The organism is Bartonella bacilliformis KC583 (genome assembly GCF_000015445.1).
GTDB classification, from domain to species: Bacteria; Pseudomonadota; Alphaproteobacteria; order Rhizobiales; family Rhizobiaceae; genus Bartonella; species Bartonella bacilliformis.
In genome coordinates, this window is sequence record NC_008783.1 from 288,660 (window position 1) to 303,370 (window position 14,711).

Here is a 14,711-nt window from a genome sequence, read left to right on the forward strand (position 1 = left end):
GTGCAATGGTGAATGATATTGTATGATTTTTCTGAAAACAGAATCGATTCACACTCTGCTTATTTTACTTAAATTATTATTTAATATAGATAAAAAATCCTGTCGTTTTTCATATTACAGTTATACGCATTTAATTTTGATTGTGTTTGTGGCTTCATTCTCTTGACGATTACAATTGGCTCTGGCACAAATTTTTTATGCGTGCAAATTATAAGTTTCAAAGGTTATTTATTCAGCAGCCTCTCGTTTTGAATGCAGAAGTGATTATAGAGGGTTCGCAGGCTTCTTATCTTATACATGTTTTGCGCATGAGAGAAGGAGCAAGAATTTTGCTGTTTAATGGGTGTGATGGCGAGTGGCTTGCTGAGCTTATCACGATTAAGAAAAAAATTGTGGTGGTTCGGATTATCCATCAGGAGAGGGTGCAAACAGTGCGTTCAGATCTCGTCTATTGTTTTGCTCCGATCAAATCTGCTCGTTTAGATTATATGGTACAAAAGGCTGTAGAAATGGGGGTGTCTGTTTTACAACCTGTTATAACACATCACACTCAAGTTACGCGCATCAATATGGCACGTATAGAAGCCAATATTATTGAAGCTTCTGAACAATGTGGTATCTTGTCTTTGTCAGAATGTGCACCAACTGTATCTTTAGAAGCGCTCTTAACAAGTTGGGATGAAGCACGCCCCTTGTTCTTTTGTGATGAGTCGCATGAGTTTCACAATCCATTACCTCTTTTAAAAAAATATAGAGCAATGCCGGTAGGCGTTCTTATTGGACCAGAGGGTGGATTTAGTGAAGAGGAGCGGATTTTATTGAAAAAATATCCTTTTGTGGTGCCTATATCTTTAGGGCCACGTATTTTACGCGCTGACACTGCAGCTGTTGCAGCTTTAGCAATTATTAATACTACCGTGGGAGATTGGTCCGTCGATTAAGGCTTGCAATATCATTTAAAAAGATTCATTTAAAATGATAGAACTCATAATAGGATAAGAGAACTGATGGCATTTGATACCACTGATGAAGGTAGAATTGATAATTTAGAATCTTTAATTGGCTATTTTCAAGAAGGCTGTAAAGAAGAAAATGATTGGTGTATTGGTACAGAACACGAAAAATTTCCGTTTTATATAAATGGTTTTCATCCTGTTCCGTATGAAGGCGCAAAGGGTATTCGTGTGCTTTTGGAAGGAATGCAAGAAGTTTTAGGCTGGAAACCTATTTTAGATGAGGGGAATATTATTGGCCTTGTAGGCTCAGAGGGGCAAGGCGCTATTTCCTTAGAACCTGGGGGACAGTTTGAATTATCTGGTGCAAAGCTAAAAACAGTTGGCCATACTTATTGTGAAGTGATGGAACATTTGGATCTCCTCAAAAAAATTTCTCAGCCATTAGGTATTGGTTTTCTAGGGATGGGGGCTAGCCCAAAGTGGACTTTACCTGAAACGCCGCAAATGCCTAAGTCACGCTATAAGATTATGACCAACTATATGCCAAAGGTTGGTCATCATGGTCTTGATATGATGTATAGAACAGCGACTATTCAGGTTAATCTTGATTTTTCATCTGAAACAGATATGCGACGGAAAATGCAAGTATCTATGAAGTTACAGCCAATTGTGACAGCATTATTTGCGAGTTCTCCTTTTACTGAGGGGCGCCCAAATGGTTTCTTGTCTTGGCGTTCTGCTATTTGGTGCGGTACTGATAATCAGAGAACTGGGATCCTCCCTTTTATATTTTCTGATCGCTTTGGCTTTGCTGATTACGTTGAATGGGCACTTGGTGTTCCGATGTATTTTATTATACGCGATGGACATTATCACGATTGTACGCATGTGACATTTCGTCAATTTATGAATGGAGCATTAAAAGGACAGATTATAGATTCAACTCCGACTATGGGAGATTGGGTTGATCATTTGTCAACTTTATTTCCTGAGGTGCGTTTAAAACGCTTTTTAGAAATGAGAGGTGCTGATGGTGGTTCTTGGCAGCGTATTTGTGCTTTATCTGCTTTTTGGGTTGGGCTTCTTTATGACAGTGAAGCGCTAAGTGAGGCTGAGGCTTTGACGAAAGATTGGTGTTATGAAGAAGTTTTAGATATGCGTAACCGTGTTGCCAAAGAAGGGATAAAAACACCTTTCCGTCAGACTACAATTTTGGAATTAGCAAGTCAGGCTATTGCTATTTCACGCAAAGGTTTAAAAAGTCGCAAACAATATGGTTCTGATGGTTTTGATGAGACGAATTTTCTTGATCCTTTAGAAGAAGTGATTACAACAGGTCAGACGAGCGCTGATAAGTTTTTATCTCATTATTACTCTATTTGGGGCGAGTCTACAGAGCCATTGTTTGTAGAGCACGCCTATTAGATTTTTTGAGATAAGAAGATTTTTCACCTTCTCAAAGATAATAATTGCGTAGATATTTTGTCGAGAGCAGTTTTAATAAGAAAAGTGAAATCAGGAGTAATATTGTTATATAATAATTGAGTCATTTATGATTTGAATGATTTCTAAAATATCTGTGTGTTTGATTGAAATGACATAAGATATCGAATTGTATGAAACTCAAATTCTCAATGTGTATCACCGATATTAGCAAGCTGCTTTGGACACAGAACGATAAATTCACAATCACTCTTTGCTTTTACTTATTCGTGAATCCTAAGAAGCGTTTCAATGATAAATAAAAACCAACCACCACAATTAGGTAAAGTATCAAAACAAACCTGAAGTAAAAAATCACCTAAACATTGCTATCTGGTGCAAGCACTTTGAGTGTGTATATCCCCCTCATTCGTGCTCTCTTTTTACGATATATCAACAATACAAAAAGTATTATCGTACAGAAGCAGTTCGACCATTGCTCACAATACCCTCCCGTTGGGCACGTTTACGAGCTAATTTACGTGTACGGCGGATAGCTTCAGCTTTTTCACGAGCGCGCTTTTCAGATGGTTTTTCATAGTATCCACGCATCTTCATCTCACGGAAGATACCTTCACGCTGCATTTTCTTTTTCAGCGCACGTAGCGCTTGATCAACATTATTATCACGAACGAGTACTTGCACAGTTTACCCTGCTTTGTTTGATTGTCATCAATAAATAGGCAAAAACCTACTCTCCTTTGAACAAAGTCAAAAGAATATACAAAGGGCGCATACCATATAAATGAGATGCTTGTCTATATTGGTTTTAAAAAAACTCTTATTCTTTTTGCTATAAATAGCTTTTTGATTGATGATTGAGTTTACAGATATTCATTTAAAAAATCTTCATTTCATTTTCAAACAAAAATTAACGATGCGGTAGAGTAAAGAATTAAGCATGATCATGATTATTCTGCAAACGATAGACTCTGATTCTATCAAGAGGAAAATTTTTTATGATATAATTTTATCCTGATGGATTTATCATGTAATTGACGGTGTAGCCAGAAAGTATGTCGAGAGATTTTTGAAATTTATAAAGTGGCGCACCCGAAGAGATTCGAACTCCTGACCCCCAGATTCGTAGTCTGGTGCTCTATCCAGCTGAGCTACGGGTGCACTTAATTTTTTATCAGTTAGGATATGGGGTTCCTAATCGTTTCGTTGACGAATTGCAAGTGAAACTTGGTGATTTTTTTGTCTTCTAATGAGTAGGATATATATTTTTTGCAAGACATTGTACATTATTTTTGGTTTTGCGAAGTGCTTTCTTCCTGAAATTTACGGTGGAAGTTCAATATGAACGATAGTTAACTTGACGATTTTATCTCCTAAAGATAGTCAAGCTAACAAAATAGATAGATGAGATATGTTTTTATAGAGGGGGGTAATGCACTGTCTATAATTCATTTTTGCATAAAATCTAAATATTCCTGTCGAAGATCATTTTAGGAAAAAATTCCTATTATATTATTGTAAAGTAAAGCAAGGATAGATGTATGGGATTGTTAAAAAAAATCATTCCATTCGTGCTGTTAAGTATCGTTCTGATTGCCTCTTATTTGGGGTTCAAATATAATTCAGAAAAAACCACATCTGCAGCAAATGAAACAAAAAATACATCGAATACAATAGTGAAATCGTCTGCGGAAATACCGCCGGCGAACGTTGTTGTTGATCTTGTTAAAGTTCAAAATTTTTATAAACAGCTTCATACTGTTGGTAGTGGAAAAGCTATTGCAGCAGTAGATTTAACCCCTTGGTCAGCGGGTGTTCTTGATAAGTTTTTTGTGTCATCTGGAGCTAAAGTGCAAGAAGGTGATTTGATTGCAAAGCTTGATTCTGAGAAGGAAGAAATAGCTGTTGCAAAAGCAAAAATTCACCATGACAATAGTGCATTAACGCTTTCACGTATTATGAAGTTGCGTGCTAGCAATACAGCAACAGAGATTCAAGAAATTACTGCACGTTTAGAGTTAGAGAATGCAAATTTAGCTTTGCTCGATGCTAATTTGGCTCTTGATCAGAGGACAATTCGTGCGCCGATTAGCGGGACCGTTGGTATTTTACCTATTGGTGTGGGAAATGCTGTATCTTCTAATAGTGTGATAGGTCGTATTGAGAATAGAGAGCGCATTCTTGTTGATGTGTGGGTTTCTGAACAGTATGCATCGTATCTTCATAAAGGAGATGAAGTAACGATAGCGCCAACAGTGCAATCAGACAAGAATTTTGTTGGTCGTATTTATGCGATTGATAATATGATTGATGCCGAAAGCCGTACATTGCATGTTCAAGTTGAATTGCAGAATGAACAAGAAACACTTATGCCTGGTATGTCTTTTTCCGTTATTTTTCAATTTTTTGAAGGGCTATTTCCAGTTGTTGATCCTCTTGCAATTCAATGGAACAGTAAAGGATCATTCGTTTGGCGTGTGAAAAATGGTAAAGTGGAATATGTTCCAGTATCTATTATTCAACGTAAGGCAGATCAGGTATTTGTGAAGGCTGATTTAGAAAAAGATGATCAAATTGTCATCCAAGGGGTACAAATGCTCCAGTCAGGTAGGAGTGTTCTTATTCAAGATTCAAAGGCTCATCAAAAGTCATTAGCCAATGAACAGGATGTACAATGAGTCAACAACTTGAGACAAAACAGCTTTTAGCAAAGTTGCAGCAAAACGATATCATGGCGTTTTTTATTCGTAGGCCGGTTTTTACTTTTGTTTTAAATGCCATGATTATGATTGCAGGTTTTTCGGCATGGATGGGCGTTGATGTACGTGAGTTGCCCGATATTGATATTCCTGTAACAACGGTTATGACGAATTTTGCTGGTGCTTCAGCGGAAACAATAGATCGTGAAATTACGAAAATTGTAGAAGATGCTGTTTCTCGTGTCTCGGGGGTTAAAACGATTTCTTCAACGTCTTCTTTTGGCCGTTCTCGTGTAGAGATTCAGTTTAATGTTGGGGTTGATTTGAATGTTGCAGCATCTGACATTCGTGATGCTCTTTCTCGTGTTGCTTATTCTTTACCGAAAGATGCAGATTCACCTCTAATCATTAAAGCCGATTCGAATGCAGCGGCAATGATGTATTTGGTTGTGACCTCACCGACAATGAATATTGATGATCTGACGACCATTGTAAATGATCAAATTGTTGACGTTCTTTCCGCTGTTGAGGGGGTTGCTGATGTAGAAGTTGATAGTGCTCGCAAAAAAATTTTTCAGATTGATATCGATCAAGTAAAGCTTGCTAATTATGGATTAAGTGTAGCAGATATTTCAAGTGCTCTTTCTGATATGATGGTTGATGTGCCTGTGGGGTCATTGCGTAATGCTAAACAGGCCTTAATTGTTCGTGCTACAGCTCATTTGGCAACACCGGAAGATTTTGAGCGAGTTTTATTAAAGCCACATGTGCTTATTGGCGATGTTGCCCGTGTTACTTTATCGCCTGATATAGAAACAGTTATTTTGCGTGTTAACGGCGAAGAGGGGATAGGGCTAGGTATTGTGCGTAAGGCACAATCTAATACTCTTAATATTTCTAAAGATGTTCGAATAACTCTTGACCGTCTTAAAATGATTATTCCTCCTTCTGTGCAGATCAGTATTATCAGTGATGATTCTATTTTTATTAAGAGCGCTCTTCATGAGGTTGAGATTGCGTTAGTGATTGCTGTGCTGAGTGTTATTTTTGTTATTTTTATTTTCCTGAGAGATATTCGTATAACGCTGATTCCTGCTTTATCGATACCAGTTGCTTTAATTGGAACAATTGCTGCGATTTATCTTGCAGGTTTTTCCTTAAATATTCTTACATTTTTAGGGCTTGTTTTAGCAACAGGGCTTGTTGTAGATGACGCAATTGTTGTGCTGGAGAATATTGTTCGGTGGCGCAATAAGGGACACGGTTCTCGGTCTGCAGCGGTGTTAGGAACACGTGAAGTATTTTTTGCTGTTGTTGCAACAACATTAACATTGGTAGCTGTTTTTGTACCTATCTCTTTTCTTCCTGGGCAAGTTGGGGGGCTTTTTAGGGAATTTGGTTTTGTATTGGCAATTTCTGTTCTACTTTCTTCAGTGGTTGCTTTAACTCTTTGTCCTATGCTTGCTGCGCGTTTTCTTAAAGAACATGTTGAAGAGAATAAAGAAGACGTACGTCGTTTCATTATATTGGATAAATTGGGTGCTTTTTTTAGCAGGAATTATGCTTATTATTTGCATAAATGTTTGGGACGGCCCTGGACTGTTATACTTATTTCATTTGTTTTTTTTGGCCTTTGTATTGGAGGCTATATGAAATTACAACAGGAGCTAACACCAGCAGAAGATAGAGGAATGATTTTTTTGGTCATTCGTGGGCCCCAGGGTATTTCAACGCAATATTTGAATGAGCAAGTAAAGCAAATTGAAGAGAGTTTACAACCGTTGCGTGATGCTGGTGAAATTGTTAACAGCTATTCTATTGCAGGAGCTGGAGGCGCATCTAATAATGCTTTTCTTATCTTGTTGCTTTCATCTTGGGATAAACGCTCGCGTAGTCAACAAGAAATTGTGAACGATATTAATTCCAAGATTAGGCAATTCCCAGCAGTATTTGTATTTGCTGCACAAGGTAATTCTCTTGGGGTCAGGGGAACCGGCCAAGGATTACGGTTTGCAATTCTTGGGAATAATTATGAAAAATTACAATCAATTGCTGATCAGCTTGTAAATGCTTTACAGGCTGATCAACGTTTTATTCGTCCACAGCTTGCTAGTGATGCAACACAACCACAATTTTTTATTGAAATTAATCGAGAAAAAGCCACTGATTTGGGGGTTGATATTACTAATTTAGGTAATACATTGCAGACAATGTTAGATGGAAGAAAAATTGGTTCCATTTATGTGGATGATCATTCTTACGATGTCAAACTGACATCGCGTGAAAAGTTTATTGATAATCCTGCTGATTTAGAAAATATTCTTTTGAAAGCAAAAAATAACAAATATGTGCCTTTATCAATGATTGCACATTTGCATGAAAAAGCTATTGCGCCTCAATTAAAACGGGAGCAACGCATGAATGCTGTTATTTTAAGCACGAATTTTGCTCCAAATATTACTTTAGGGGATGCGTATCAAATTGTACAAGAAATTTCTTCTCCTCTCTTATCAGAGGGGAGTTATGTTGTTCCTTTAGGAGAAGTCGCCACTCTTAGTGAAACATCTTCTAATTTAATGGTTGTTTTTGGTATTGCTTTTTTGATTATTTTGTTAATTTTGGCGGCACAGTTTGAAAGTTTTGTTTCGGGTTTTATAATAATGGCTACTGTTCCGTTAGGATTAGGTTGCGCAGTAATTGCTATGCTTTTGAGTGGTGTTAGCCTTAATATTTATAGTCAAATTGGTTTAATTTTATTGATTGGTGTTATGGCTAAAAATGGTATTTTGATTGTTGAATTTGCAGATCAATTGCGTGATCAAGGTAGAAGCGTGCGTGAAGCTGTAGAAGAAGCTGCTAATGTCCGTTTGCGTCCAGTGTGTATGACGATGATTTGCGCTATTTTAGGGGGAATTCCTCTAATTTTAGCAAAAGGTGCTGGTGCAGAGGCGCGTATAGCTTTAGGTTGGGTTATTGTGGGTGGTTTGGGTTTGGCGACCATCTTTACTTTGTATGTAACACCAGTTGTTTACCTTTTGCTTGGGCGTTTTATAAGACCAAAAATAGAAGAAGCCAAGCAATTAGAAAGAGAATTAAACCAAGCTACATGATTTTTATAGAATGCAAGGCCGATAAATTTTAAAGCTTTTGTTTATGTCGCGTTGGTATTTTTATTGATTATAATTGTATTATTTTATGTATGAATAGGAGACAATTTGGTTGCAATGAAAGAGGAAGTTCTCTGTTCTTTTGCCTTTTATATTTAAAGTTTTATTGTCAATGGCTATAGGAGATATACTTGATGCTTCCCGATAAGAAAGCCTTTAAGGAAAGTCTGAAAGCTTTAAAAAAACATGTCACCCAGGATAAGGTATGTGATATTCGTCAGCATTTTTCAGAGGATGAGCAGCGTTTTGCTCGTTTGTCTATAAGGCTTGATGATCTTCTTTTTGATTTTTCTAAATGTGGTGTAACATTGGATACACTACAACTCTTAGATAATCTTGCTATCGCGGCAGATGTATTAGGCAAGCGCGAGGCGATGTTTTCAGGAAAGATCATTAATACAACAGAGAAACGTTCAGTTCTTCATATTGCATTACGTCTTGCTGCTGATAAAGTTTTTATATTGAATGATCGTGATATTGTTCAAGATATTCAATCTGTTCTTGCCCGTATGGTAAAATTTTCTAAAATGATTCGTGATGGAAGTTACAAGGGATACAGTGGTGAGAGGATCACTGATATTGTGAATATTGGCATTGGAGGCTCTGATCTTGGACCTGCAATGGTTACGAGTGCTTTAAAGCCTTATCATGATGGTCCGCATTGTCATTTTGTTTCTAGTGTGGATAGTGCGCATATTACGGATATTCTTGCTGATTTAAATCCGGCAACAACACTTTTTATCATTGCATCCAAAACTTTTACGACAACTGAAACAATAGAAAATGCTCGCGTTGCACGTCAGTGGATTCATTCACATTTAGGAGAAAACGCTGTCGGAGTTCATTTTGTTGCTGTTTCGAGTGCGATTGATAAAGCGATAGAATTTGGCATAGATTCTTCAAGAATTTTTGAATTTTGGGATTGGGTAGGAGGGCGGTATTCCATTTGGTCGGCGATTGGTCTTGTTGTTATGTTAGCAATAGGTGACCAGAATTTTCGCCAGTTTCTCGAGGGAGCTCGGCAAATGGACCAACATTTTAAAGATACACCTTTGCATCAGAATATTCCTATCCGATTTGCACTTTTGGGTTTTTGGCATCGTGTTATTTGTGGGTATTCGTCGCGTGCTATTGTTCCCTATGAACAGCGTTTAGTGCGTTTCCCAGCTTATTTACAACAGCTTGATATGGAATCAAATGGGAAGCATGTTTCATTAGAGGGACGACCTATAACTTTCTCAACTGGTCCTGTTGTTTGGGGAGATTCAGGCTCAAATGGGCAACATGCTTTTTTTCAGTTTTTGCATCAAGGAACAGATATTGTTCCTGTAGAATTTATTTTATTTGTCAAAGGGCATGAACCCAATTTAAATCATATGCATGATATATTGGTGGCGAATTGTTTAGCGCAGTCAGAAGCTTTGATGAAAGGCCGCAGTCATGAAGATGTTTATCATACTCTCATGAATGATGGCGGAGAGAGTGATGAAGCGGATAATTTAGCATTCCATAAAAGTTTGCAAGGGAATCGACCGAGCATTATGCTCATTCAGGATTTATTGACGCCTTTTACACTTGGTCGCTTGATGGCGCTTTATGAGCATCGTATTTTTGTTGAAGGTATTTTGATGAATATTAATTCATTTGATCAATGGGGCGTTGAGCTTGGAAAAGAATTCGCCAATGAATTGTTACCTGTTATTCGCGGAGAAAATGAAGCTGATAATCGAGATGGTTCAACATTAGGCTTATTAAAACATATTCAGAATAGATATGTTGAATGAAGGAACTACAAGCACTATCCGCTTCAGGTTATAGTGTGGCGGAGAGAGAGGGATTTGAACCCCCGATAGAGTTGCCCCTATGCCGCATTTCGAGTGCGGTGCTTTCAACCACTCAGCCATCTCTCCATATCAATAAAGCATAAAATTTTTCGTTGTGTGATCGTTAAGTGTATGGCGGCTAGATAACCTTCAATCGCTTCAAGTACAACCCCTTTTTGCTTTTTTAGTGACCTTTCTTGACAGAAAACAAAAATTCTATCATATATGCGAGAGGAGCATGGGGAGATCTGTGCATATTTGTGTTTCAAAAGATATTTTCCGTTCCTTTGTAAAATTACTAAGACTGATAAAAAGCAGACGTTTTTTCCATTAATCACAGTGAAAAAATAAGATCTGGATCGAACGAAAGGATAAAAAATGTTCGCAGTCATTAAAACTGGTGGTAAGCAATATCGCGTTGTTGCTAATCAGGTATTAAAAGTTGAAAAGATTGTTGGCAATGCTGGTGATGTCGTTAACTTCAGTGATGTATTGATGGTCGGTGAAGGCGATAATGCGATTATTGGTGCGCCTATTGTTGCTGACGCTTCCGTTACAGCTGAAATTATAGGGCAAGAGCGTGCTCGTAAAGTGATCTCATTTAAAAAACGCCGTCGTCAAAATTCTAAGCGCACCCGCGGTCATCGCCAAGAAATAACAACACTTCGTATTGTAGAGATTTTGACTGGCGGTTTAAAGACCAAAACAGCAACTGTGAAGTCGAATGAAAAGAAAGCAGCTGCGCCAAAGGAAGTGAAAGCTGATTCTGTTAAAGAAACCGCTACAAAAACTGTTAAGAAACGGAATGTGTCACAAAAGGTAGAAGCTGCGTCAGAGAGTAAAAAAGATTAAAGGAGAATATCCATGGCACATAAAAAAGCTGGGGGATCCTCGCGTAATGGTCGCGATTCAGAGTCGAAACGTCTTGGTGTCAAGAAATTTGGTGGTGAAGCTGTTATTGCTGGCAATATCATTATTCGTCAGCGTGGTACACGTTGGCATCCCGGTGAAAATGTTGGCATTGGAAAAGATCATACTCTTTTTTCCCTTGCAAATGGGACGGTTTCTTTTCGCACGAAAGTTAATAATCGTTCCTACGTTTCTGTTATTCCTGCAGCAGTAGAAGCAAAGTAGAATGAATATTCTTTAAAATAAGCCAGTCGTTCTATTAGACTTATTTGTAAATTTTTAAGCAGTAAGGGATGGATGAAAATCTTCTTTTTACTGCTTTTTTGTTATGTTGGAATGATATAAAATGATATAATAAGTGTAGAAATTGTATAAAGCTGGATAAAATGAGAGACTGCACTGAATTTCTTTATGGCTAGCATCTGCGTTCAGGATAAAGAGGGTATTTCTTATATTTTTTGAATTTTTGTAAAATTTAAGCGTGTGTTTCTTTTTTGGTATCATGTCGATTTTGGGAGAGGTCGTTAAGTAGGTGGAGTATAACTGGGGCGCTTATATATAAAATTTGTATCGAGAGTTTGATCTTTTTTTCTCTACCGTTAACTTAAAGTGAGTTGTTTTGTATTTCACAATAGCATGATTTTAAAACATGCATTGTTAAATTGTGTCTCTTGGCTGTCGATTTTTCTTTTTTACAAATATTTTGTTTTTTCTATGTTTAGATTTTTGAAATATTCTCTCTTTGCGAGGTGAGAGAATAGAGTTTGTAATTGAAGCTATGTAGTTTTATCCACGCAATATTGAAAAAAGACATTATTTGAAAATAAATTAAAAAATTATTCGTTGTGACCCTTGTCATTTTTTTAGTGCACTCTACCTACACAATCGATTGGTCGCTGGAGACTCTAATGAGGTGATCAATTTGTCGCGAGAGAAGAACATTTTTATTAGAAGAGAGTTTATTCCTACTGTTGGATGATGCTCTTGAAGGAGGAGTGAATCTTTCTTCAAGTAAATATTCTTGATTAATGATCTTCCGTGGGATTTTTGTATCTCTTTTGAAGCTTCTTAAGCGATTTTGCAGTGCGGTTTGGCGTTGTGCTGCCGTGTTATTAATTTCTGATGCACTGTAGTTTTAAGAGGGTGGTTTACTGCTGGTGGGAGGGGCGTTGGACTCTGTAAAACTAGGTGGTTATCATGAAGGAAATTCAACCTCAGAGAGGGGCAGTGGGCTGTGTCCTCGTTAGTTATTTTTGGCTTAAGCGATTTCTTGGAATTGCAATAGCTGCGCTTTTATCAACTATTCTTCCTGCTGAAGGGCAACCTATTGAGCACGTGACTCTAAGTGAACACAATGGTGTTCCTATAGTTGATGGTGCTTTTGAGCTTCAGCAAAGTTCAAATAGCGGTGACCGCGATTGTAGAAATATGAATGAGGTGATTAATAGGTTGAGTAGGGAAGTAGGCGATGGACGAGTGTTGCCATTAGAATTAGAGGAGAAATATTGTGAAACTATCGTCGAAAGGTTGCACAACTTGGGTGATTCAAATGGTATTTCATTACAGGCACTAAATATGATTGAAGGGACTGGAGTTCATAAAGGTAATTCTGGTAAATTTAAGGTTTATTCAGTTGGACTTGGGCATTATTCAGGGGTTCTAGGTGTGGGGGCCGCAACGGCTGTAAATGCCTTTGGAGCACAGGCCTATGGTTTTGGTGCGCGTGCGATGGCGCCTGCAACTATTGCTGTGGGTATAGGAGCGGATGCACAAAATATGGGAGCGGTTGCTGTTGGTGGGATTGCAAGTGCAAAGGGAAAAAATAGTCTTGCTTTAGGTCCGCAAACTTTAGCTTACAGTGATGGTTCTGTTGCAATCGGTGGTGATCCTGATAGTGAATTTGGAGCAAGGGCACTGGCTACGAATTCTCTTTCTATGGGTGCTAAATCTTATACTGGAGAAAATTCTGAAGCAGCTATTGCTGTAGGGTTAGGTGCGCAGGTGCGAGATGGAAGTCCAGGAGGTGTCGCTTTGGGCTGGGGAGCTTTTGTAGCTGAGGGTGCGGAAGGTGGTCTTGCTTTAGGTAGGAATTCGCACGTAGATGTTAACCAGGGTGTTGCTTTGGGGGTAGGGTCCAGGGTTAATACGCCAGCTGGTGTTGCGGGTTACGATCCTAGAAGTAATGATGAAACGAAAAACACTAATTCTGCATGGAAGAGTAGGTATGGTGCGGTTAGTGTTGGTGATGCTGAGAGAGATATAACACGGCAGATTACAGGAGTTGCAGCAGGTACTCAAAATACTGATGCAGTGAATGTTGCGCAGCTACAAGCATTAAGAGATGCCACTGTTCTGTATAACAGAGATGAAGACGGTAACAAGACAAACAAAATCGCTTTACAAGGTGGAGATCCAAGCCAACCTGTAGCCCTTGACAATCTTGCTGATGGTAACGTCACAGAAGGATCGAAACAAGCAGTCAATGGTGGACAGCTGTATGATTTTATGCAAGTACAGACGGACTATACAAAGGAACAGACGAGGCGTGTTCTGAAAGATGCAAAAGGCTATACGGATAAGAAATTTAATGCTTTAAGTTATGAAATTGATGGTGCACGCAAAGAGGCCAGACAAGGTGCAGCAATTGGTTTGGCCGTATCTAACTTGCGTTATGATGATACACCTGGGAGTTTAAGTCTTGCATTTGGAACGGGTATGTGGCGTCATCAATATGGCTTTGCTGTTGGTGCAGGGTTTATGTCTGTGGACGGAAAGGTTAGCGCTAATGTATCCGCCGCTACTGCTGGAGGCCATTGGGGGGTAGGTGCAGGAGTCAGTGTTACGCTGAATTAATGTGGACAATCGAAAGAGTATAACCAGTTTTTTGTTCGCCCTTGTTTTATTGAGCAAGGGCGAAAGCTTTGCTGATGAACAAAGCAATCTTTATACAGTCCATCCACCACAATTGTCTGTTCCCAGTGGTAAGCCTGGTGAAACACGCCGGATCATTATGCAATTTAGTGATTGGACTTTGATTTGCGATGAAAGCCAAACGGTTAAGCGAGGCGTTTGTAATGTGACACAGGCAATCCATGATCAAGAAGGTCATACAATTTTTAGTTGGTCTCTTGTGTTAACGACCAGTGGTCAGGCAGTTATGCTTTTACGGATGTTACCCAGCGCAGATATCAGTGTTCCGATCCGGGTATCAGTAGAAGGATTTTCAGAGCCTATAGTTATTCGTTATACGCAGTGTGATGCTAAGGTTTGTTTAGCTCAATCGCCTTTAGGTCTGATTTTGCGTCAGCAAATAGAACAGAGGGGAAAAGTGCGTATTTCTTATCAGGTGAAAAGTGGTCAGATATTTTCTTTTGTTGCTCCCTTTGAGGGATTGAGTGAAGCACTTTCCTTTTTAACAATACAAGGAGATAATAAGAATGACATGGAAAGAAAACAGAAAAGATAGTTCGTTTCTTGTGAACTTTTGTTGAACGAGTGGTTAAAAATTTTTATAGTGAGGAAATAAAAAGGGAAAGGCTATTTGTAGAGATTATATTGATTGAGCAACAAGAGATTTTATGGATTACGCTAGAATAAGAGAGAGTCAAGATTTAGGTATACACCGTGTTAGGCTTATAAAGTTTTTGCTCAATCATTTTAGACTCTAAAGGTATTTTTTAATAATATATTCGATTCGTTTTTGATTATTTTACT

10 protein-coding genes and 2 tRNA genes are annotated in these 14,711 nt (G+C 38.3%); 9 read left to right on the forward strand and 3 right to left on the reverse strand.

The annotated features are described in order from the left end of the window. The first annotated feature begins 197 nt into the window (after positions 1-197). The gene (locus BARBAKC583_RS01445) at positions 198-941 is read left to right on the forward strand and encodes a 16S rRNA (uracil(1498)-N(3))-methyltransferase (protein ID WP_005766203.1); all 744 of its coding nucleotides are present in this window, start codon (positions 198-200) and stop codon (positions 939-941) included. 66 nt (positions 942-1,007) lie between these two features. After that, positions 1,008-2,381, forward strand: a complete 1,374-nt coding sequence (locus BARBAKC583_RS01450) for a glutamate--cysteine ligase (RefSeq protein WP_005766204.1) — start codon at positions 1,008-1,010, stop codon at positions 2,379-2,381. Between the two features lie 468 nt (positions 2,382-2,849). On the opposite strand, the gene rpsU is transcribed toward BARBAKC583_RS01450, so the two are convergent. Together rpsU and BARBAKC583_RS01460 are read right to left on the reverse strand one after the other, a co-directional pair. After that, on the reverse strand, positions 2,850-3,083 hold the full coding sequence (gene rpsU, locus BARBAKC583_RS01455) for a 30S ribosomal protein S21 (RefSeq protein ID WP_005766206.1): 234 nt from the start codon (positions 3,081-3,083) through the stop codon (positions 2,850-2,852). A 400-nt stretch (positions 3,084-3,483) separates the two neighbouring features. Further along, positions 3,484-3,560: transfer RNA gene (locus tag BARBAKC583_RS01460), tRNA-Arg, on the reverse strand. 380 nt (positions 3,561-3,940) lie between these two features. Here BARBAKC583_RS01460 and BARBAKC583_RS01465 point away from each other — a divergent pair. The 3 genes from BARBAKC583_RS01465 to pgi all read left to right on the forward strand — a co-directional run bounded on the left by BARBAKC583_RS01465 (position 3,941) and on the right by pgi (position 10,049). Next, positions 3,941-5,077, forward strand: coding sequence for an efflux RND transporter periplasmic adaptor subunit (locus tag BARBAKC583_RS01465; protein ID WP_005766207.1), 1,137 nt, complete (start codon positions 3,941-3,943; stop codon positions 5,075-5,077). Further along, entirely contained in the window at positions 5,074-8,208 is a 3,135-nt protein-coding gene (locus BARBAKC583_RS01470) for an efflux RND transporter permease subunit (RefSeq protein WP_005766209.1), read from the forward strand. The genes BARBAKC583_RS01465 and BARBAKC583_RS01470 overlap by 4 nt, the downstream gene beginning before the upstream one ends. A gap of 191 nt (positions 8,209-8,399) precedes the next feature. Next, positions 8,400-10,049: a glucose-6-phosphate isomerase gene (pgi, locus tag BARBAKC583_RS01475; protein WP_005766211.1), complete on the forward strand. Its 1,650-nt coding sequence runs from the start codon at positions 8,400-8,402 to the stop codon at positions 10,047-10,049. A gap of 36 nt (positions 10,050-10,085) precedes the next feature. On the opposite strand, the gene BARBAKC583_RS01480 is transcribed toward pgi, so the two are convergent. After that, a tRNA-Ser gene (locus BARBAKC583_RS01480) sits at positions 10,086-10,175 on the reverse strand. Between the two features lie 291 nt (positions 10,176-10,466). On the opposite strand from BARBAKC583_RS01480, the gene rplU reads away from it, so the two are divergent. The 4 genes from rplU (at position 10,467) to BARBAKC583_RS01500 (ending at position 14,463) form a co-directional block, all read left to right on the forward strand. Next, positions 10,467-10,940, forward strand: coding sequence for a 50S ribosomal protein L21 (rplU, locus tag BARBAKC583_RS01485; protein ID WP_005766213.1), 474 nt, complete (start codon positions 10,467-10,469; stop codon positions 10,938-10,940). Positions 10,941-10,952: 12 nt separating this feature from the next. After that, the gene (gene rpmA, locus BARBAKC583_RS01490; RefSeq protein ID WP_005766215.1) at positions 10,953-11,222 is read left to right on the forward strand and encodes a 50S ribosomal protein L27; all 270 of its coding nucleotides are present in this window, start codon (positions 10,953-10,955) and stop codon (positions 11,220-11,222) included. Positions 11,223-12,194: 972 nt separating this feature from the next. Then, positions 12,195-13,850, forward strand: coding sequence for a YadA-like family protein (locus BARBAKC583_RS07145; protein WP_005766217.1), 1,656 nt, complete (start codon positions 12,195-12,197; stop codon positions 13,848-13,850). Between the two features lie 31 nt (positions 13,851-13,881). Continuing rightward, positions 13,882-14,463, forward strand: a complete 582-nt coding sequence (locus BARBAKC583_RS01500; protein ID WP_005766219.1) for an invasion associated locus B family protein — start codon at positions 13,882-13,884, stop codon at positions 14,461-14,463. The last annotated feature ends 248 nt before the right edge of the window (positions 14,464-14,711 follow it).